Origin of the sequence: Nitrospira lenta (assembly GCF_900403705.1) — a bacterium.
GTDB lineage: Bacteria > Nitrospirota > Nitrospiria > Nitrospirales > Nitrospiraceae > Nitrospira_D > Nitrospira_D lenta.
The window spans coordinates 139,246-160,499 of the sequence record NZ_OUNR01000012.1; the positions used below are offsets into that span (position 1 = coordinate 139,246).

Annotated in this window: 21 protein-coding genes; 1 reads left to right on the plus strand and 20 read right to left on the minus strand. The window is 59.5% G+C overall.

The window, feature by feature from the left end; all coding sequences use genetic code 11:
- Positions 1-7: 7 nt before the first annotated feature.
- From NITLEN_RS07015 to NITLEN_RS07055, 9 genes are all read right to left on the minus strand, one after another.
- A complete protein-coding gene (locus NITLEN_RS07015; protein WP_121988890.1) occupies positions 8-643 on the minus strand; it encodes a DNA-3-methyladenine glycosylase family protein in 636 nt (211 codons plus the stop codon).
- Positions 644-833: 190 nt separating this feature from the next.
- A complete protein-coding gene (locus NITLEN_RS07020; RefSeq protein WP_121988891.1) occupies positions 834-1,220 on the minus strand; it encodes a RidA family protein in 387 nt (128 codons plus the stop codon).
- 183 nt (positions 1,221-1,403) lie between these two features.
- Positions 1,404-2,114, minus strand: coding sequence for an SDR family oxidoreductase (locus NITLEN_RS07025; protein WP_245924400.1), 711 nt, complete (start codon positions 2,112-2,114; stop codon positions 1,404-1,406).
- 33 nt (positions 2,115-2,147) lie between these two features.
- Positions 2,148-2,759, minus strand: coding sequence for a nitroreductase family protein (locus tag NITLEN_RS07030; RefSeq protein ID WP_121988893.1), 612 nt, complete (start codon positions 2,757-2,759; stop codon positions 2,148-2,150).
- A gap of 5 nt (positions 2,760-2,764) precedes the next feature.
- Complete coding sequence (locus tag NITLEN_RS07035; RefSeq protein WP_121988894.1) at positions 2,765-4,183, minus strand: efflux transporter outer membrane subunit; 1,419 nt, start codon at positions 4,181-4,183, stop codon at positions 2,765-2,767.
- Entirely contained in the window at positions 4,183-7,353 is a 3,171-nt protein-coding gene (locus NITLEN_RS07040; protein WP_121988895.1) for a multidrug efflux RND transporter permease subunit, read from the minus strand. The genes NITLEN_RS07035 and NITLEN_RS07040 overlap by 1 nt, the downstream gene beginning before the upstream one ends.
- Positions 7,350-8,585, minus strand: a complete 1,236-nt coding sequence (locus NITLEN_RS07045; RefSeq protein ID WP_245924401.1) for an efflux RND transporter periplasmic adaptor subunit — start codon at positions 8,583-8,585, stop codon at positions 7,350-7,352. The genes NITLEN_RS07040 and NITLEN_RS07045 overlap by 4 nt, the downstream gene beginning before the upstream one ends.
- 46 nt (positions 8,586-8,631) lie before the next feature.
- Positions 8,632-8,907: an STAS domain-containing protein gene (locus NITLEN_RS07050; protein WP_121988897.1), complete on the minus strand. Its 276-nt coding sequence runs from the start codon at positions 8,905-8,907 to the stop codon at positions 8,632-8,634.
- A 373-nt stretch (positions 8,908-9,280) separates the two neighbouring features.
- A complete protein-coding gene (locus tag NITLEN_RS07055) occupies positions 9,281-11,908 on the minus strand; it encodes a sigma 54-interacting transcriptional regulator (RefSeq protein WP_121988898.1) in 2,628 nt (875 codons plus the stop codon).
- Between the two features lie 235 nt (positions 11,909-12,143).
- Here NITLEN_RS07055 and NITLEN_RS07060 point away from each other — a divergent pair, with 235 nt between their 5' ends.
- Entirely contained in the window at positions 12,144-13,019 is an 876-nt protein-coding gene (locus NITLEN_RS07060) for a lysophospholipid acyltransferase family protein (protein ID WP_121988899.1), read from the plus strand.
- A gap of 16 nt (positions 13,020-13,035) precedes the next feature.
- On the opposite strand, the gene NITLEN_RS07065 is transcribed toward NITLEN_RS07060, so the two are convergent.
- The 11 genes from NITLEN_RS07065 to NITLEN_RS07115 form a co-directional block, all read right to left on the minus strand.
- On the minus strand, positions 13,036-13,791 hold the full coding sequence (locus NITLEN_RS07065) for an SDR family oxidoreductase (RefSeq protein WP_121988900.1): 756 nt from the start codon (positions 13,789-13,791) through the stop codon (positions 13,036-13,038).
- Positions 13,792-14,051: 260 nt separating this feature from the next.
- Positions 14,052-15,158 (minus strand): Rieske 2Fe-2S domain-containing protein, encoded by a 1,107-nt coding sequence (locus NITLEN_RS07070; RefSeq protein ID WP_121988901.1) that lies wholly within the window; start codon positions 15,156-15,158, stop codon positions 14,052-14,054.
- Positions 15,159-15,245: 87 nt separating this feature from the next.
- Positions 15,246-15,938 (minus strand): CDGSH iron-sulfur domain-containing protein, encoded by a 693-nt coding sequence (locus tag NITLEN_RS07075; RefSeq protein WP_121988902.1) that lies wholly within the window; start codon positions 15,936-15,938, stop codon positions 15,246-15,248.
- 330 nt (positions 15,939-16,268) lie between these two features.
- A complete protein-coding gene (locus NITLEN_RS07080; protein WP_121988903.1) occupies positions 16,269-16,505 on the minus strand; it encodes a CDGSH iron-sulfur domain-containing protein in 237 nt (78 codons plus the stop codon).
- A gap of 55 nt (positions 16,506-16,560) precedes the next feature.
- Positions 16,561-16,923, minus strand: coding sequence for a c-type cytochrome (locus tag NITLEN_RS07085; RefSeq protein WP_121988904.1), 363 nt, complete (start codon positions 16,921-16,923; stop codon positions 16,561-16,563).
- Between the two features lie 118 nt (positions 16,924-17,041).
- Complete coding sequence (locus NITLEN_RS07090; RefSeq protein WP_121988905.1) at positions 17,042-17,959, minus strand: hypothetical protein; 918 nt, start codon at positions 17,957-17,959, stop codon at positions 17,042-17,044.
- Positions 17,960-18,083: 124 nt separating this feature from the next.
- Positions 18,084-18,530, minus strand: a complete 447-nt coding sequence (locus tag NITLEN_RS07095) for a VOC family protein (RefSeq protein ID WP_121988906.1) — start codon at positions 18,528-18,530, stop codon at positions 18,084-18,086.
- Between the two features lie 4 nt (positions 18,531-18,534).
- Positions 18,535-18,945, minus strand: a complete 411-nt coding sequence (locus NITLEN_RS07100; protein ID WP_121988907.1) for a VOC family protein — start codon at positions 18,943-18,945, stop codon at positions 18,535-18,537.
- Positions 18,946-19,038: 93 nt separating this feature from the next.
- Complete coding sequence (locus tag NITLEN_RS07105; protein WP_245924402.1) at positions 19,039-19,590, minus strand: GlcG/HbpS family heme-binding protein; 552 nt, start codon at positions 19,588-19,590, stop codon at positions 19,039-19,041.
- 107 nt (positions 19,591-19,697) lie between these two features.
- Positions 19,698-20,345 (minus strand): DsbA family oxidoreductase, encoded by a 648-nt coding sequence (locus tag NITLEN_RS07110; protein WP_121988908.1) that lies wholly within the window; start codon positions 20,343-20,345, stop codon positions 19,698-19,700.
- The gene (locus tag NITLEN_RS07115; RefSeq protein WP_121988909.1) at positions 20,342-21,241 is read right to left on the minus strand and encodes a pirin family protein; all 900 of its coding nucleotides are present in this window, start codon (positions 21,239-21,241) and stop codon (positions 20,342-20,344) included. Before NITLEN_RS07115 ends, NITLEN_RS07110 begins: the two co-directional genes overlap by 4 nt.
- Between the last annotated feature and the right edge of the window lie 13 nt (positions 21,242-21,254).

Sequence of the window (21,254 nt, forward strand, 5' to 3'; positions counted from 1 at the left end):
GGTCCTTTCACAATACCGTCGTCTCCTGTTTCGCCCGATCGGCTGCGCGCCACAAATACCAGGCCGCCGCCGTGCGATACGGTTTCCATCGTTCGCCATAACGCAACACCTCTTTCGGCGTCGGCATCGTACGGCGGCGATAGGCAATGCGAAACCCGTTGCGCACACCAAAGTCATCCACCGGCAAGACATCCGGCCGGCCCAGCTGGAAGATCAACAGCATCTCGACCGTCCAGCGGCCGATCCCGCGCACCGCAACAAGCCGTTCGACAATCGCGTCATCGTCGAGCATCTTGATCGCACGGCCGGTCGGGACCGTTCCATCAAGTGTCTTGGCTGCGAGATCGCGTAGAGCCAGCACCTTGGCGCCTGAAAAACCCGCTCCGCGAATGGCATCAACATGGACCGCGAGCAGTTCGGCGGGACGGGGAAATCGTCGGCCGGGAAAGAGCGCGATGAACCGCTTCAGAATGCTTTCGGCCGCCTTTTCATGGAGCTGCTGAAATGCGATAGCCCGGACGAGAGACTCGAAGGGAGTACGGCGCACTTTCGGGAGCAGGGAGAATGGCCCCACGTCGCGGATCAGCCGGCCCATCACCGGATCGACCTTGGCCAAGTGTCGAGTTTGCTGAGAATCCTTCATCCTAGATCACGCACCGGCCTTGCGGACCATGCGGCAGTATGCTCAAGCAGATCACGGCTCTCGCACGCCCAACCTTGGCGCATAGACGTACTCGCCGCTGTACTCTGAGACCCTGAGCGTTGCGCCCTGCCTGCGCGAAGCGCTTCGGCGGAGGCAGGAAACATCGCCGACTGTCTCGTTCGGCATTCTGCTACTGCGGCGCGATCGCATCCGCTTCGATCTCGACTAACATCTCCGGATCGATTAGCCGCTTCACTTCTACCATCGTCGTCGCGGGCCGGATATTCCCGAAGACCTCTCCGTGCGCCCGGCCGACCTCTTGCCATTGGTCGATGTTGGCCATGTAAATTCTCGTTCGCACCACGTCGGCCAGCGACACCCCGGCTTGGCGCAACGCCGTCTCGATAGTCTTGCACGTCTGAATCGTCTGCGCATAGGGATCGCCTTTGCCGACCAGACCGCCTGGCGTCATGGCCGTCGTCCCCGACACTTGCACATGGGCACCGACCCGCACGGCGCGTGAATACCCGATTGTGGCTTCCCAGGGGCCTCCGGTGGAAACATTCTGCCGTGCCATGCTCACTCCTTTGTCAGATTGTCGTTAGCTAGAGAGTACGGTTCTTGTTCGGTGCGCGCCGCACCACAACTGCCGGGAGAGCGGGATCGAGACGGTGCGCAATCGACGAATTTCCCGGCCCGCCGCGTTATACCACGCCGGCTGACCGAACGCTCCGGTCATAGCCGTACTCTCACACATTTCCTACATGGCGATGCCGCCGCCGGCTTGAATCGTCTGTCCAGTTAGCCATCGGGCCTGCTCACTGACGAGAAACGCGACGACCTCGGCAATATCCTCCGGCGTGCCCAATCGCTTGAACGGCGACAGCTGCACCCCCATCTGCCGATAGGGCTCGGTCAACACGCCTGTATCGGTGAAGCCTGGCGCCACCGTATTGACGGTGATCCCGCGCGGCGCCAGCTCCTGCGCGATGCCCTGGGTGAATTGTTCGAGCGCACCCCGGCTGCCGAGATACGCGGTCGCTCCACTGTAACGCAGCTTCGTCCCCGCACTGGAAATATTCACGATACGCCCGTGATCGCGCATCACCTTCGCCGCTTCCTGCATGGCAAAGTAGGGGCCTTTCGCATGCAAGGCCATGAGCGCATCGAAGTCCGCTTCAGTGGTGTCGAGGAAGGGGATCGGCGCAAACTTCCCAGCATTGTTGACCAGAATGTCTACGCGGTTGAATTGGGAGACGGTGCTCGCAACCAGCCGTCGCGCGTCGGCGATCACGCGCATGTCGGCTTGCACCGCGACGGCGGTCCCGCCCTTGCCCTGAATGCCCGCGACCACCGCCCGAGCGTTGTGCTCGCTCCGGAGATAATTCACGACGACGAGGGCCCCCTCCGTCGCTAGCCGCTCGGCGATCGCACGACCGATTCCGCTCGACGCGCCGGTAACGATCGCCACCTTTCCATTCAGGGAGGACACCGATTCGTGATCTCACATCTGCGGGGATGGGAAAGGAAAGGGATGGCCCCACTGTCCTAAAAAAGCGATCTCGGTCAGCGGCTTCCGCTCTCTCGGCTTCAACTCCCGCTGCTGCAGATGGTCCGGCAGAACGCTCAACTCTCCAGGATACCCCACGGCAATCATAGCGGCCGGCTCATAGCCGGGCGGAATCTGGAGGTCGGCCCGCGCCTTCTCGATGTCGAAACCCGCCATCGGATGCGCGACAAGCCCCAGCGCGGTCACTTGCAGCAAGAGATTCTCCGTCGCCAGTCCGACATCGTGAAACGCATGGCGATTCAGACTTCCATCTTCTTCAAACTCCATGCAGGCTACGGACAGGATCAGCACAGGCGCCCGATAGGCCCACACACGATTGCCGTCCATCAGACAGGCCAGCAGCCGAGCGTATTCAATCGGCTGATCCTTGGTTGCCACAATGAAGCGGCACGGCTGCTCATTACTGGATGACGGCGCCCAGCGGGCCGCTTCAAGGAGCGACAGCACCGCATTCGGCTCCACCGGCCGCTCCGCAAACGCACGCGGACTCCAGCGCCGTCTCAGAAGATCATGGATTGGGACTTGCGTCTCAGCGGGTTTCTCCATTCACACTATCCCTTGCTGGACTCGCCCTGGCGATCCATCTCTGGTGACCATCCGCCGCCGAGCGCCTTATACAGCTGAACGATGGAAACGAGATGCAGCCGGTGAGTTCCCGTAAGCGCCAGTTCGGCATCGAACAAACTTCGCTGCGCGATCAAGACATCCAGATAATTCGCCAGCCCGCCTTTGTACCGAAGGTTGGCGAGCCGCAACGCCGATCGAAGCGCGTCGACCTGCTGTACTTGCGCCTCTCGCTGTTCGCGCACCGTGCGCACGGCGATCAGCGCATCCTCGACTTCCTGAAACGCCACGAGAATCGACTGTTCGTACTGAGCGACCGCCTGGCGGGCTTGAGCCTCGCTGGCTTCCTGTTGAAAGCCCAAAATCTGTGCATTGAGGAGCGGTCCCGTTAGGCTGGGCCCCGCCACACCAAACGCCGTTTCATCGGCCACAAGGCGCGAAAGGTGCGGGCTGGCGACGCCGAGCATGCCTGTAATGCTAAGTTTCGGAAACCGGTCCGCCTTCGCCATACCGATCCGCGCCGTGGCCGCAGCAAGCGTGTATTCCGCCTGCACGATATCCGGACGGCGCTGCAACAGCTCGGACGGAAGGCCCGGAGGCACGGCCGGCGGCAACACCTGTTCCGTCAACGAGCGTCCGCGAGGGATTTGGTGCGGCACACGGCCTAAGAGCACGCTCAATTGATTTTCCTTCTGAATCATCTGCCGTTCGAGTTCCGCCGACCGCGCCGCCGCGTTCGCCCGCTCCGCTTCGAATTGGTCGACATCTAGCTTCGTGATCATCCCTTGGCGAAGCCGAGCCTGCGCGATACGGACGGACTCTTCCCAGGATTTCAGCGTCCGCCGGGCGACATCCAGCTGCATGTCGAACTGGAGTAAATCGAAATAGGCCTCGGCCACGCCGCTGACCAGCTGGAGCACGACCGTCCGCCGGCCTTCCTCGCGCGCCAGCAAGTCCCCGCGCGCGGCTTCATTCGACCGGCGAATGCGTCCCCAGATATCGAGCTCCCAGGACAGATTGCCCTGCAGATAATAGTTGAAGGCGTTGGGAAATCCGGGGACCAAGAAGTTCGACATTCTGCCGAAAGACGGGGCGCTGGCCGTGGCGGTCATCTGCGGCGCGTAGTCCGTGCGCGCAATGAAGAGCCGTGACTGATATTCCTCGACGGCCGCAACCGCGCGTTTCAAGTCCTTGTTTTCCACGAGCGCAATCCGAATGAGTTTCTGCAACTCTTCATCCTTCAGCAGCTCCCACCACGGCATATTGGCGATGGATACCGCCGTGGCGCCGTCCTTTTCCGCCATGCGAAACGTGTCGGCGGCCGGAGTCTTCGGGCGGGAATAGTCCGGCCCCAGCGCACACGACGCAAGAGAGACACCCAAGAGGGTTACCAGCAAACTGCGCATCAGAGCTCCTCTTTTGCTTGCGATAGGGTTTCAGTTGGCGCCAATGCGGCCGGCCGCTGTCCGCCGAGTCGCTGAGACATTTTTCGCACTAACGTGAAAAAGAGCGGAATGAAGAAAACGGCCAAGAAGGTGGCGGCGAGCATGCCGCCAAAGACGCCCGTCCCGATAGAGTTGCGGCTGGCCGCTCCGGCGCCGGTTGCCCGGACCAGCGGGACCACACCCAAAATAAACGCCATGGAGGTCATGATGATCGGCCGAAACCGAAGCTTGGCGGATTCGATCGCGGCATCGAACAGTGTGTGTCCAGCTTCATACCGCATGTTGGCGAACTCGACGATGAGGATCGCATTCTTCGCGGAAAGCCCAATCAGCGTCACCAGCCCGATCTGGAAATACACGTCGTTCGACATCCCGCGAGCCCACACGGCGGACAAGGCACCGAAAATGCCGAAGGGAACGGCGAGCAGGACGGCAAACGGCACCGACCAACTCTCATACTGCGCGGCCAGCACGAGGAACACCATGAGCAAGCCGAACGCGAAGGCATAGAGCGATTGTTGCCCGACCATGCGTTCTTGGTAGGAGATGCCGCTCCAGTCGATCCCATACCCTTGCGGAACCAACACCTCTTGAGCCACTTGCTCCAGCGCATCGAGCACCTGTCCTGAGCTATACCCCGGGGCGGCCGAGCCCAGCACCAGTGCCGTGTTGTATCCGTTAAAGTGCGTCACGGGGTCCGGCCCGCTGGTGAACTCCGTCGTCACCACGGTATCAAGCGGAATCATCGTCTGATTGAGCCCATTCGTGGCACGAACATACACCTTCGAAATATCCTCGGGCGTCGCGCGATACTGGGCATCGGCCTCGGTCTGGACCCGATACACCCGCCCGAATTTCAGGAAGTCGTTGATGTAGAAATTACCGAAATAGGCCTGCAACGTATCGAAGACGTCGGAAATCTGCACGCCCAGCGATTTGGCGCGCTCGCGGTCCACGTGGGCAAAGAGCCGGGGCGAGCTCACGCGAAAACTGGTGCCGACCGCCCCGATGGCCGGGTGCTGCCTGGCCTTGGCAAGAAACTCTTGCGTGACGCCGGCAAACTTCTTGAAATCTCCGCCACTGGGATCTTGGACTTGAAGTGAAAAGCCGCCCGTGGCGCCGAGGCCTCTGATTGACGGCGCGTTGAAGGCCAAGATCAGCGCCTCGGGAATTTTCGCGAACTCTCCGAACGCGGCCCCGATCAGCGCCTTCACGTGATTCTGCGGCCCCTGCCGCTCATCCCAATGGCGCAGCGGCACAAACATCGTCGCCGAATTCGGCCCGCGCGTGCCGAAGACGAAATTTTGGCCAACTAACGAGTCGGTCGAGTGGATGGCCGGGCTCGAAAGGAAATACTTTTCAACCTTATCCAGCACCACATCGGTGCGCTGCTTGGACGCGCCGTCGGGAAGCTGAACGACGGCAATGAAGTACCCCTGGTCTTCGTCCGGCAGAAAGCTGGACGGAATGATCTTAAAGAGTCCGAACACGGAGCCGATGATGAGGAGGACCAGCACCACCGAGAGGACGGATCGGTTCAGAATCGTGCCGACGATCGCCGTGTAGCGCGTCTCCGTCCAGCCGAAGACGCGATTGAAGACGCCGAAAAATCCTTTGCGCTGGCTGTGCCCCGGCTTCAGCACCAACGAGCACAGCGCCGGGCTGAGCGTGAGCGCAACGATACCCGAAATGATCACGGATATGGCGATGGTAATGGCAAACTGCTTGTAGAGCTCGCCCGTAATCCCTCCCAAGAACGCGACCGGCACGAACACAGCACAGAGGACCAGGACGATGGCGATCACCGGTCCGGTCACTTCATCCATGGCCTTCTTGGCCGCATCCTTCGGAGACAGTCCGTTCGCCATATGGCGTTCGACGTTTTCCACCACCACGATCGCATCATCGACCACCATCCCGATCGCCAGCACCATCCCGAACAGCGTGAGCGTATTAATCGAGAAGCCGAGCGCCTGCATCCCGGCAAACGTGCCGATAAGCGAGACCGGCACCGCCACGCCCGGAATCAGCGTCGCCCGCCAGCTCTGGAGGAACAGGTAGACGACAAGAATGACGAGCACCATGGCCTCTGCCAGCGTCTTGACTACTTCTTGAATCGAAACCTCGATGAACAGAGTGGTGTCATAGGGTACGTCGTAGGAGACCCCGGCGGGGAAATTCACAGCCAGCGCATCCATTTCTTTCCGAACCCGTTTCACCGTATCGAGCGCGTTCGCGCCCGGCGACAGGAACGTCAGCAAAAAGACATTCGGCTTGCCGTTCCATCGGCCTTCGAGTGAATACGACTGGGCGCCCAATTCGATCCTGGCCACATCTTTCAGACGCACCATGGACCCGTTCGGCAGGGCTCGAACGATCATCTCTTCAAAGTCCTTCACTTCCGTGAAGCGGCCTTGCGTAATCACGGGAATCGTGAGCTCTGTACCTTTGGGCGCCGGCTCCCGGCCGATCGTTCCGGCCGGGAAATCTCTGTTCTGCTCGCGAACGACGGTGGCAATGTCGGACGGCGTGATATTCAACTGCGCCATGCGGGTCGGGTCAAGAATCACCCGCATAGAATAATTCTGCCCTCCGAACACCACCGCGTCGCCGACGCCCTTGATGCGCTTGATATTATCGAGCACGCGGAGGATCGCGTAGTTGGAGAGATACACGGTGTCTTGCGTGGGATCCTCGGAACTGAGCGCCACGACGGCCAGCAGGTCCGGCGACGTCTTCTTCACGCTGATCCCCTGGCGGACGACTTCGGGCGGCAACTGCGGCTCGGCCAGCTTCTGGCGATTCTGAGTCTGCACCTGCGCAATATCCACGTCCGTTCCGATCTCGAACGTGAGCTTGATGGTCATGTGGCCATCGTTGGTGCTGGTGGAATCGTAGTAGAGGAGATTGTCGATGCCGGGGAGCTGCACTTCGATCGGGCGCGCCACGGAATCCGCAATGACTTCCGCGCTCGCGCCGGGATAGTCTGCCTCAATCTGCACGACAGGAGGGGTGATTTCAGGAAACTGGGCGATCGGCAGGCTATGTAAGGCGACCAATCCCACTACAACAATGACGATGGACAGGACCGTCGCAAAGATCGGCCGGTCGATAAAAAAATGTGGGGTCATTTTACAGGCTCCGGCTTTGTTGCAGACTCCGACTTCGCGTCTCCCCGCTGTCCGGGTGCGGCCGAAGCGGCAGCATCTTTATACGGAACGGGGTTGACCGGCGCGCCCGGCGTAATCAGATGGAGGCCTTCGACGACCACCCGGTCCCCATCGCGCAAGCCCTCTTCAATGGACCACTGACTGCCGCGCCAGGATGTGGCTTGGACCGGGCGGATCTCCACCTTATTGTCCGCTCCCACAACAAAGACAATGGACCCCTTGGGTCCCTGCTGGACGGCGCTCTGGGGAACCAGAATCACGCCGGTTCTCACGGAGCCCAAGATGCGGATTTTCACAAACTGGCCAGGGAATAGAGCGCTATCGGGATTGGGAAACGCCACGCGAAAGTCTCTGGTCCCCGTGGCCGATCGCGCGCCGACTTCGAGCAAATCCAACTTGCCTTCATGGGGATACACACTGCCGTCGGTAAAGGTGATCACCCCGCGCAACTCATAGAGCGACGCGCCTTGAATCCGATTGGAGGCCCGCTCCCGTCCCCGTTTCAGCACGAACGCTTCCGGAGCGCTCGCATTAACGTACATCGGATTGAGTTGATGAATCGTCGTCAGTAGGTCGCTCTGCGCGGCAATCAGGCGCCCTTCATAGAGCCGACTCCGTTCGATCCGGCCGCTGATGGGCGCCAGGATGAGCGTGTTGTCGAGGTCGAACTTCGATTTCACCAGATCGCCTTTGGCCGCCTCCAGCGCGGCTTTTGCCGCCAACTCTTCCGCCACTGCATCGTCCACATCTTTTTGACTCACCGCTTGCTCTTCCAGCAGCGGTTTCACACGGGCGAAATTCTGCCGGGCTTGCACCAGCCGCGCTTCCGCCTGTGCGACTCTGGCGCTCGCGCTGCTCACCGCCGCTTTGAACGGGATCGGATCGATTTGATAGAGCCGGTCCCCCTTCTTGACGTCCCGGCCCTCCGCGAAGAATCGCTCTTTGAGGATGCCCGTTACTTGGGACCGGATTTCCACCGGACGCGACGCCTCCGTCTGCCCGATAAATTCCGGCTCGTCCGGCATCGTCTGTGACGACACGGTCACCACCGGGACCGACGGAATCGGACGGGCCGGCGTGGACGCGGCTTCTTGTTTACAGCCCACCAACATCGGCGCACCGACGGCCATCATTAGCCCGCCTAGGCCGAAGAATAATCTGCGTATGCTCGTCTGTGTTGTCATAGGTGCCATCAATCGTTCCTCATCCATTTTCTGCCACTAAGGCACGCCCACATCTTCACCCACCGTGGGTGATCTCATTCACGACACTGCTTGTGACACAGCCGGACGCAACAAGCTTGGCCCCGGCCTGAAAGATCTTCTTCAGCAGACCTTTCCCTTCGGCATCAACATAGGTCACGGCTGACAGGTCTACAACGCGAGGATGCGCAGCCTTCGTGCTGGCACTAGCCTCCCAACACCGGTCCAGCTCTTGTACCCAGGCCCCCGCCAACCGTCCTTCGAGTTGGAAGATTGTTGAGTGCTTGTCAGTTCGGATCGTAATCCTGAGCATGGATTCTCTACCTTACGGCTGTGGAATGACAAGAGGCATTCCATCAAATCAAGAGCGAGTCCGCGTGCCTACCCGATCGCCCAACAGCACCACAAAAACCGCGATCTCGCCCGCAACAATCCGCGCTATTTTGAAGCGCCCACTCCTCTCATACACGTCATGCACGGAAAAACATTTGATACGATTGTGCGATCACAGACTCCAGCACAGCAATGACCGTTCCGTGAAAGCGGTCTCCTTTCGCAATAAATTCAAGTATTGAAAAACCCTGATCATTTCGCCCATCTAGGCAGAGACAGAGGGAGGGAAACGAGACGGTTGAGGCGGGGAGTGCCTGCCGATATTTCGGCACATGCCGAATGATCGGCTAGACCTAGCGCGGCCGTGAAATGTTGAGCTTCAGCATCTTGGATTGTAAGGTGGTTCGCTTCATGCCAAGCCTCATGGCGGTACCGGCTGGGCCACCGATGATCCAGTTCGATTCGCGTAACACTTTGAGAATATGTTCGCGCTCGGCTTGTTCGAGCGTCGCCGCTCCAGAGCTGGCCGTGGCGCTCGGCGTCCGTTTCAATTCGGCCAGTGGCACATAGAGATCCTGGCCCTGGGTAAGAATCACCGCTCGCTCGATGAAATTCTCAAGCTCCCGCACATTACCGGGCCAGGGATAGTCCTGCAGCGCTTTCATGGCCTCCGACGGAATTGTCTCGATGCGCTTTTTCATGCGCCGGGCAAATTTCTGAGCGAAGTGCCTGGTGAGCGCAGGAATATCTCTTGTCCGCTCGCGCAGCGGCGGCATGGTGATCGGAAACACGTTGAGCCGATAGTACAGATCGCTGCGGAACCCCTTGTCTTCCACCAGTTGCGCCAGCTGGCGGTTGGTGGCAGCGATCAGGCGGACATTGACGCGAATGGTCCTCGTACTTCCCAGACGTTCGAATTCCTGCTCTTGCAGCACGCGCAGGAGCTTCACTTGCAGGTCTAAGGGGATTTCGCCTACTTCGTCGAGGAAGAGCGTCCCGCAATCTGCCAATTCAAACCGGCCGAGCTTCGTGGCAATGGCCCCGGTGAAGGCCCCTTTTTCATGACCGAAGAGTTCGCTTTCGAGCAGACCTGCCGGAATGGCCGCGCAGTTCAGCTTGACGAAGGTCCGTTCACGCCGGTCGCTCAGATTGTGGAGCGCCCGCGCGACCAATTCCTTCCCGCTGCCCGTTTCGCCCAGAATCAGGACGGTGGAATCGGTCACCGCCACGGTCTGAACCTGCTTGAGCACCCGTTTCAGCGCCTGACTGTCACCGACGATTTCCTCGAAATTGTAGTCGGTCTGAATTTCCTCCTCGAGGTATAACTTTTCCTTCGCCAGCTTGTCCTTGAGCGCGGCGATTTCCTGATAGGCCAGTGAATTAGCAACGGCCAGTGCGATCTGCTTAGCCACTTCGCTCAACATCCCTGCATCCGCCTGCGTAAAGGCCCCTTCCTGAAGACTGCCGACGTTCAAGGCGCCGAGCGTCCGGTCCCGTAACAGCAGAGGAACACAGCAGGCCGATTTGACCCCTTCGGCCACAAGCCGCTTGGAGACTTCGCTCTCCGCTTGCTCGAGCTCCTGTTGGCCGAGCATCACCGGTTCCCGCCCCGTGATTGCCGCGGCCGCTGGGCATCCGCGCAGCGTGTACGAGGTGCCTTCTTCGAGCAATCCCTTTTGTCCGGGAAAGTCCAAGGCGTACAGTTTCAATTGGTTCAGCTCAGGATCCAGGATGGTCAAACTGATGACATCCGCCTTCAGCACGCGGCGGATGCCGGTCGTGATTGACGCAAACAGATCCCGCACTTCCAGATGGGAGGCGACCGCATTGTTCGTCTCCAGCAATAGCTGCAGCCGATCCCGCTCTCGGGCTAATTCCTGACGGGCGTTGAGGACATGGCCATAGTTGAGGGCGTTTTCGACCGCGATGGCGATCTGCTTGGCCGCCTCCCCCAAGAGGGTGATGTCATCGGTCTCGTACGTCTTTTCGGTGAGGCTGCTGATCGTCAACACGCCCAAAACATGGTCGTGCGAGAGCAGGGGAAAACAGTAGGCCGACTGAATGCCTTCCGCCAGCAGACGATCGGCGATATCGGAACGAAACCCCTGGAGATCGGCCTTGACGCAATAAAACGGTTTACGTGAGCGGAGGGCAATCCCCGCCGGAGTGCCGTCGACCGACGTCAGCTCGCCTTCAGCAAGAAAACCCTTCGTGAGGTCAAAATTGAGGGCATGAAGCCTGAACTGCTCGCGCTCCGGTTCGTACAAGAGCAACGCGGTCCGTTCGTGCGGCATCACGCGACGAAGCGACGTGGCGATCGCCGAGAGCAGTTGCTTCAGATCGAGTGTCGCGTTGACGGCATGATTGATCTCCAGCAGCAGATTCAGCCGGTCCCGTTCCCGGACCAGTGCCCGCTGCGACACTTTCGCGCTGGCAAAATTGAGCACGTTGTCCACGGCGACGGCAACCTGCTTCGCCACCTGATCGAGAAGAGCAAGGTCCTTGGCGCCGAACGCCTGCGGCTCAAGACTCCCGAATCCAATCGCCCCCAGCCGGCTCATCGCGGTCGTAAGCGGCAGGAGACACACGGACTGGACGCCGATTCCCCGGAGTGCGGTCATACCCATCGCGAAACGGGTTTCTTCGGCGAGCGACGGGATGATCAACGGTTGCTGATGGGTCCAGACCCAGCCGGTAGCCGATTCTTCGATCGGCATTTCCAGTCCATCGAGTCTGGTCGTAGTCGTAAGAGGCCGCGCCGCCGCCGTTTCCAGCACGTGGACCTTCATCAGATTTTTTTCCGGATCATGGAGGACCAGACCGATGAAGTCGAACGGCGCTACTGCCGGGAGACGGTGCGCGAGATCTCGAAACAGCGCCTGGAGGTCGCGGTGGGCCGCGATGGCCTCGGATACTTTCAACAGGGCGCCGTATTGAGCCACCTCTGCCTCAGCAGTCTGTGAGGGAAGGCTTTCGTCCATAGCGGCCTAGTATGCCTTCGGCGAAACTGGTTCGCAACGGCCCGATTGAACCGACGGGGACTCGGCCTGTTCCCATTGCGCCGGGCGCCCGTGGAGACACCCGACAACCCGTTCGCTTCTCGTGGCTCGCCGCCGCGCAAAATGATTGCGGAACCTGATCGACTCGCCTATTCTTGGCCTCCAGTCAATCGCCCAGCCTCACCGCCACGGTGCAACGAGTAGGTGTTTGCGTACGATGAAAAAAGCCTTTGAGTACGGCCTTGTGCGTGTTGCCGACCTGCTCTTTCATATTCTGCCGCGATCCTGGGCTATGACATTGGGGGAACAGCTCAGTCTGGGCGTCTCGCATATCATCACCAAGCGGCGCGACCTCGTGTTGCGCAATCTCGCCTTAGCATTTCCAGAAAAGCCTGCGGCCGAGCGCGCGCACATTGCGTACGAAGTCTGGCGCAATCTCGGACGGCTCGCCGTCGAATTTTCCCGCGTGTCCGACTTTACCGACGGGTCGATCGACCGCCTGGTGGAAATTGAAGGGCGCGAACATGTCGATGCGGCGATCAAAGAAGGCAAAGGCATTGTCGGCCTGACCGCGCATTTCACCAACTGGGAACTGACCGGTGCGCTCGTGCAACGCGTCTACGGCAATATGACGGTCATCGCCCGGCCCGTCCGCAACCCGATGGTCGATCAGTGGGTCTATGAAAAGCGAACCGCCAGCGGGCTGAAGATCATTCTCCCCAAAGACGCCGTGAAAGCGTCGCTCAAATGCCTCAAGAACAAAGGCATTATCGGTATGATGATCGACCAAAGCCTGTCGAGCGGCGGCGTGTTTGTCGAGTTCTTCGGTCGCCCGGCCTCTTCAACGACACTGCCGGCGCTCCTGCATATCCGCACCGGCGCGCCAGTCATGTTTGCCTACCTTGTCCGAAACGGGGAACGCTTCCGCCTCGTGTTCGAACCCGTAGTCTTTCCACCGGTCGAAGATCCCACCGCGCGGATCCAGATCTACACGCAGGTGATGGCCACGCAATTCGAGCAAGTGATCCGTCGCTATCCTGAAAGCTGGCTCTGGCTGCATAATCGCTGGAAACGGCAGCCTGACCAGGCGTGAACTCCGTACCCCTGCACTATCGCGTGGTATACCCGCCGTTGGCAAAGATGGTCTGCCCGGTAATCCACCAGCCGTCAGTGACAAGGAACTTGATGAGCGGCACAATATCCTCGATCTTTGTCAGCCCGCCGAGTGCAGAAGCGGATTGGTGATAGGCAACCGCCTCAGGGCTCTCCTGGCCATAGAAGAACGGGGTGTCCATAGGGCCCGGACCGACAGCGGTCACGGAGATACCGCGACCGCCGAACTCTTTTGATGCGGCACGGGTGAAGTGTTCCACCGGAGCCTTCATGCCACCATAAGTCGAGTAGAAGCCCGTATAGGCCGCGAGGAGCGAGGTGACGATCGTGCAAATCTTGCCCCCGTCGTTGAGCTGCTTGCCGGCTTCCTGGATGAAAAAGTACGCCGCCTTGGAGTTGATCGCGGCCATCGAGTCGTATTCTGCTTCGGTCGTCTCTCCGAAAGGTTTCTTCAGCACCTTACCGACGGTGTTGATGGCGATGTCGATGCCGCCGTACTGCTTCTTTACAGCAGCAAACGCAGCAACAACCTCGGCGACTCTGGTGAAGTCGCCCCGGATGGCAAATGCATTGCCGCCGGCTGCCTCGATATCGGACACGGTCTTGTCCGCATCCTCCTTCGTTGACAGGCTGTTGAAGTGGACAGCGATCTTGGCGCCATCTGCGGCGAAGGTTCGGCTGATAAGCCCGCCGAGGTTCTTGGCTCCGCCGCCAATAAGGACGACCTTGCCGTTGAGCGAGCGTTCCTTCATGCTGGCTTCTCCTTCTCGTTGATTGATATCTGCCTCACCATATGAACTCACAGATAGCCTGTTGTCATTCCACTGCCAGCACATCGTCACCGGCGCCACTCTTCAAATACGACTACGTTGCCTGCCCATGCAAGGACGCATTTGTGTAGTATTCATAATTAGATGTTTGTCTATTGCAATGTCAACGGCTTAATCGACGAGACGGACACATCATTTTCATTGCCATATGAATCAGGCTATTGCAGCGGTATCCCCAGTCGTCACCTGGCCGATTCACTGTCCAGCTGATGGGCTTTCCGTCCGCCGCGCGCGAGCGGATGGTCAGGAAACTGACCGCCGACCATGAGTTTCGCCATGTCCGACGCGCGCGCCACGAGGGCCTGCACCCCCTCCCGAAGTTCCCGGCTGTGCTGCACCTCGCTGACATTCCGCTCCATATCCTCCGCGCTCCAACCCCGGGAATGCGCGACGAACGGGAACTGCGGAAACTGGCAGCCGACTTCGGCGAAAAAGGTCATGAGTTGCCCCGCGACGCCTTGCACATTGTCTTGGCCACCCATAATGATGAACGCAGCGACTTTGTTTTTGAGTAGATGTTTATTCGCGATGGTCTCCTGATTCTGGATACAGTTCATCCGCTCGACCATCTTGTAATACAAGCTGCTGGCATTGCCCCAGCGGATGGGGGTGGATATCAGAATTACATCGGCCCAATGCACGATCGCTTCGTACACGCGATCGAGTTGATCCGTCGGATCCATCTGCGTGATCGAACAGGGCCAGGTACAGGCATAAGCCGATTTCGAATAGAACCCCTCGCAGGCACGAAAGCTCAGCTCGCGGAGCTTGATGCACTGGGTCTCCAGTTGAAGCGCGGCGGTGGCATGCTCCAACGCCACATCCAACATCGCGTCGGAGGTGCTGTACCGCGGATGTCCCAGGGTCATAGCCGTCGTCGAGATCCCCAGAACGCGGACTGGACCAGGCTGGCGGACGACCGGACGGGCTAGGGGATGAGGCTGCTGTTTCTGCTTCTTTCGTTTCGTCGCCGACGACAGATCGATATAGAGCCGGCCGTTCTCTACTTTAGTGACATAGGCCGGGACCTGATCCTCTTCGTAGCCCGGCTCTCCTTGGCCGGTCTGGCGGTGGAACTTCCAGTAATGCCAAGGACAGACGATGAACTCGCCGTCGAGCGTACCTTGGCCCAAGGGACCGCCGACATGGTTGCAGGCGTCGGAGATCGCGGCAAACGACCCATTCTTGTACGTAAGGGCAATTGGCGTCGTGCCGCACATGACTGTCTGTACCGGCCTCAGCTTCAGCTCTTCGACACGTCCGATATCGGTCCACTGCTCGTCCGGCATCACTCACTCCTTCGACAGGCCCTGTTGGCTCGATCGACCGTCACGTGTCCTCTTCGTGTCTTTCCCATACAGGACGGCGGACATCCTTCACTTCAGACCATCGTTAAACTTGGGGTCGGCCGCATGCGCTCCGTCGCAGAAGGGTTTGTTCTCGGACCGGCCGCAGCGGCACAGAGTCATGCGATTGCGAGTTTCGTAGGCCTGGCCATCCACGCCGATGAGTTGAATGCCGCCGCGCGCCCACAACGGACCGCTGCACTCCAACGCCGGATCTTCGACGATCCCGATCGACTGCGACAAGGCTGGCTCGATCGGCTGACCGGTACCTTTGTCGACGGCAATCAATCGGCCTGCAGGGCAGTCGCCCGTCTGCCGGATGAACTGCGCGCGTACCTTGGGGTCATCCGTGTGTTCCACTTGGTTCCATACACGGCCGTTCGGATCGCAAAAGCGCGCGAAGGCGCACAAACCCTCAGCGTCGGCCAGTTGCATCGTCGGCCCGTCGAGCAGCTCCGCCTGTTCGATGACCGGCTTGCGGCTGGCCGATTCAGTCCCATCGAAACCGATTTTGGCGTGCGTGCCGTCACAGAACGGCTTTGTGTTCGATGCTCCGCAACGGCAGAGCGCATATTCCGCCGAGGTCGGAAGCGTGTCGCCATCCACCCACAGAATCGACTCGCCGGCGCTGTTGACTCCGATGATCTGAACGGCGAGCGGGACTGAACCGGAAACGAGATAGGGGCCATTGTTCGAAACGGTGATCTTGCGCTGACTGGACATTGCGTACTCCTTTCCGCAACCGAATAGGGTTCACAGCCTGCAGTCGTGCAAAACTGTTTATTGCCTCAAGGACGACCGGTATGACTATTTCGCCAACCCCCAACTGCTTCATGTACTCGGCGTTATCCCAAAACAAATGTTCCTCGGCAATGCAGCCGTCCTTCCATCTGGCAGGTGTCTTTTCATTTTGTCTGCCTAGTTGCCGCACCGTGACTCTCTCGGACCATGCCGCACGCACGGCTATCAATTGATCCCCACCGAGCCGGAACTTTCCGGTGCGCTGGCCGGGAGCAAGGTCCGCGGAAGGGGAAAGGAAGGACCAGTTCACCTTCAAAGCGTCTTGTGTGTCCCGTCGCAAAACGGCGGATTCTTGGTCTGCTTGCACTGACAGAGCGCGACCGTCTTCTTCTCGGTCGTGGTGAATTCCATGGGCGTGAAACTGGTCACCTTGTGAGACCCGTCACAAAACGGCTGGCTCTTCGAACGTCCACAGCGGCACCAATAGTAAGTGCCCGGCTCCAACGACAAGACCGCGGGTTGCTTGGCTGCGATGACCGGCTTTTCCATGAGTCGCCCTCTTGGTTAATGTGTTCATCGAGTTATGCGTCCGTTTGCTCATGAATCACTGTCGCAGACTCTTCACATAGGCCAGGACATCCTGCATCTCGGCGTCCGACAGTTGTCCCTTCCAGCCCACCATCGCCGTTGGCGGGCGGCCCTTCTCGATCGTGGCCAACAATTCTGCATCGGGTTTTTTCTTGCTCGCCGCACTGGCGAAATCGGCTGCGGGGGGGTTGATGGTTTTTCCGACAGGGCCGTCTCCTCGACCTTGGGGACCGTGACAAAGCACACAATGTTTCTCATAGATAGCCTTGCCCTTTCGGACATCTCCATCGGCCGCATGCGCAAGGGGCTCGCCCATCCCTGCCGGCCACGGCACGATAGCGAAGGCCGCAATAACCACACCCGTCAGAACCGTTTTCATGATCGTCCTTTCCCTCGCCACCGGCTTCTCGACTCAGATCTGTGGGCGAGATAGGCGGGGGCCACCGTCAGGATGACGATGGCCCCCTATTCCGTACGAGCTCACTCACGGAACGCGGTTACTGCACCTTCCTCAGGTCAATCACCGTTCCTTCTTCGTTCAGCTCGACAACAATATCGGACCCTTCCGCGATCGGCTTAGTCTTCACTTCCATCCGCTCAAGCGGAAACACTTTCTCTCCCTCGGGAGTCGAAAGCTTGATCTGATTTTTCGTCGCACCGGTATAGATCAACTTGCCAAAAATCAGACGGTGCGTTCCAGCCTTGTGCTTACTTCCGTGATGATCAATGACCATATTTTCTTCATTGAGCCAGATCGACACCTCATCACCGACCGCCGCATCGGCGGGGGCGGTCTTCGCGCTGATCGTGTATTGCCCGGTCGGCGTCTTCACATAGATGAGGCCGGACTCGATCTTGGTCACGACGCCGTTTGCTTGAATCACATGGCCGGGCATGGTGCGGGGGTGTTCAGTAAACGCCATCTCCACGGTAAAGCGATGGATATCGATTACCTTCCCCTCTTCATTCAACTCAACCGTGACCGGAGCTCCCTCTTCAAGTACCGACATCTTCGACCGGCCTGTTTGCACGTCAAACGTCTTCTCTCCCTCCGGGGTCCAGAGCTTGATCTCCTTCTTGTCCGATGAGGCATACGTGAGGGCGCCCGACACGAATCGATGGGAATGGTTCTTATCCCCCTTCCGGTGAACGTCAATCACCGCATTGTTTTCATTCACTTGCATGACCACTTCCTCGCCAACCTTCAGATTCTGAGGCCCGGTTGCAGAGGAAATGATCATAGAGCCCCACGAGGTCTTCACCGTCGTCTCCCCGGAACGCACTTGCGAGACGACGCCCGTGACCTTCATATGCGTTGCCGTTGTCGCAGGATGTCCACCGTCGCCAGCAAACCCATACGGGGCAACCATCGCCAGACTCAAGATCATCAAACTTAACACCACCGCCTTACGCATAATCACGCTCCCTTTGTTGTGAGACTCTCGTCTCTGGATTCATATCTGGCCGGCCCCACATGCTGCTAAATTAAGTATTAGTGCGAAACCCTTGCCCAATGCAAGAGGCCTGATAGATCCCTCATTAGAGGTACAGCGGCTTGATCGGCGACACGACTGCCGCCGGATCGTTCTTCCAGACCGACTCATCCGCATCGACGTACACTTCGACTTCGTTCCCATCGGGATCATGCAGATAGAGACTCTGGCTCACCGTGTGATCGCTCATACCGTCGATCGTCACCCCGGCCTGTTCCAGTTCCCGCTTCGCCGCGCGCAGCTCATCAAGGTTGTCGCCGACCTTGATACCGATGTGATAAAGCCCGCGCCGCCGGCCCTGTGAAGGCCCCGGCGCATCGCCCACCTGGATCAGCAATAACTCGTGATGGGTGCGACCAGACGTGAGCGCGGCCGCTGCGCCGTTGAAAATCCTCCCGACTTCTTTGAAACCCAACAGATCGCGATAGAAGGCGAGCGACCGTTGCAGATCTTTCACATAGAACACGACGTGACCGAGATAGTGCGCTCTCATTGGTTCACCTCCCGAACGTGATGCCGGCCTTCTGCACTTCCTGATAGGGGAGCAGCCACACAAGCGATTCGTCGCTCAGATCGCCGACTTGAATGCGATTGCCCCAAGGATCGCGAAAGTCGCAGCGGAAACCCGGCTGCATCTTCAGCTTGTACTTCTTCGTCAGCTTCTGTCTCACTTCCTTGATCTGCTTGGCATCGCGGACCATCAGCCCAAAATGCTTCACGCGATCCGGTTGCAGGTGCTCGACCTCAAAGATCGCCATGAACTGATGTTCGCCCAATTTGCACCAGGCCGCCCCTTCACCGCCCCGGAGCATCTTCAAGCCGAACACATCGGAATAGAATTTCACGGCCTTCTTGGCGTCGGTCACTTCGATGACAATGTGATTACAGCCGTAGACCTGCACCGCCATGACGCACCTCTCTTTTTCTTTCCTCTCACATGCCGCCGCTATCCGCCCCCGTCGGCCATTTGACCAACCGAGGAGCCGCAATCCGTCCGTGCACTATTTAGCCCCGGTGAATTTCGGCGCGGCGCCGATGCTGTCCAACCCCGCTTGCGCGCAAGCCGCGTCCAAATGTCCTCCCGGCGCGCCTCCGACGCCGATCCCGCCGACGACTTCACCGCCGATGTCGATCGGCAAACCGCCGGCCAAAAACAGAATCCGGTCGTTCATATGCTGCAATCCCTGCAGCGCCGGGTTCTTGGCGATCAGCTCCGCGCCGTTCGCCGTCGGTCCGCGCATACTTGCCGCGGTGTAGGCCTTTTTTTCGCTGCTTTCGACGGTATGCGGTCCGGCTCCGTCTGCCCGCAGAAATGCCCTCAGTATGCCGGCCCGATCCACGACCGCGACGCTGACTCGATAGCCATCTTTCGCACACTGATCTACGGCAGCCTTCGCCGCCGTCGCGGCGAGCGGCATTGGCAATACCGCTTCACGCGGCAACTCCTCCGCCGAGACAAGCACGGGAGACAATCCGAAGACGCAGGCCGCAAGCATGACCGGCTTCCAGACGGACGACCACACACGGCGGCGACACTGGCTCTTGAATTTCATGGATTTCTCCTAGGTTGGACAATGCATGGACGTTCCATTCCCTACGCAGAGCCGGCGATCCTGCTCATCGGAACCTGGTTCATCGCGCCGGCTCCGCGGTTCGATCACTACCGCGCCAAGAGGCTCTGAACCTGTTTGAGCGCTTCCACAAATCGATCTGAAGGCTGCGCGCCTGAGATCGCAGACGTTCCGTTCATAATGAAATAGGGGACGCCGCGGATTCCAAGCGTACGGCCGGTCGCTTCCTCGGCCTTCACCTCGGCGGCGCCTTCGTCGCTCTGAAGCATGCGTGCGACACTCTCCCGATCCAATCCGGCACGGCCGGCAAGATCAACCAGAACGGAGATCCCGCCGATATCAGCCCCCTCTTCAAAATAACCCCGGAACAGCGAGTCAACCACCGCGTCCTGACGTCCTTCCCGTTCGGCAAACCAGATCAGCCGATGCGCCAGGAAAGTCTTCGGGGTGCGCGCGATCTTGTCGAAGGCAAACGGAATTTGCTCCGCCGATCCGGCGGCCAGCACCTGTTCCTCCAGCCGCCGGAAAGCCTCGCGGCTTCCGAACTTCGCTTCGAGATACGCCGTCCGATCCATCCCATCCTCCGGCAGCGTAGGATTTAGCTGAAACGGGCGCCAGGTAATCCGCGTGTCTCCATCGAACTCCATGAGCGCTCGCTCCAGCCGTCGCTTGCCCACATAGCACCATGGGCAAACGACGTCGGAATAGATCTCGATGCGAAGCGGCGCTGCCGTCACGACAGATGGCCCATCTTTCCGGCCTGATAATCCTGCGCCGCCTGCATCAACTCTTCGCGAGTATTCATGACAAACGGACCATAGCGGGCGATCGGTTCTTCGATCGGCTCTCCGCTAAGCACGAGCAGCGTCGCATCCTCCTTGGCCTCAAGTGTCACGCGTTCGCCGTCCTGCTCGAACAAGGCCAAGTCAGCCTCATTGGCCTCCTGCGATCCGTTGACGGCCACCCGTCCCCGGAGCACGAGCACCGACGTATTAAATCCCGCCGGCAGCGTCAACTCAACCCGGTGTCCCGCCGTCAGACGAAGATCGTACAGGTGAACCGGGCTGAAGGTCGTCGCCGGCCCGGCGACGCCCTGAAACTCGCCCGCGATGACGCGAACCCGTCCGGCGCCGTCGGGAAGCTCCACCGTCGGAATGTCCTGACTCACCAGCGTCTGATACCGCGGCGGGGACATTTTGAACGCCCGCGGAAGATTCACCCAGAGCTGCACACCTTCCAAGGTGCCTCCCTGCTCGGCAAACTCTTCATCGTGCAATTCTTCATGCACGATGCCGGACGCCGCCGTCATCCACTGCACATCGCCGGGGCCGATCACGCCGCCGCTGCCGGTCGAGTCGCGATGCGCCACCTTGCCTTGATACATGATCGTCACCGTTTCAAACCCTCGATGCGGATGCTCGCCCACACCGAGCCGCCGGTAGGTCGGCGGGAAATACTTCGGCCCCATATAGTCCAGCAGCAAGAACGGAGAAAATTGCTCATCGCTGCCGTTAGCGCCGGGAATCATATTGCGAACCGGAAACCCGTCACCGACCATATGATGAGATCCTGCCCGATACACTCCGACCAGTTTCTTGGCCGCTGCGACGACACTTGTAGATTGCTGCTTCATCGTTGCGCTCCTT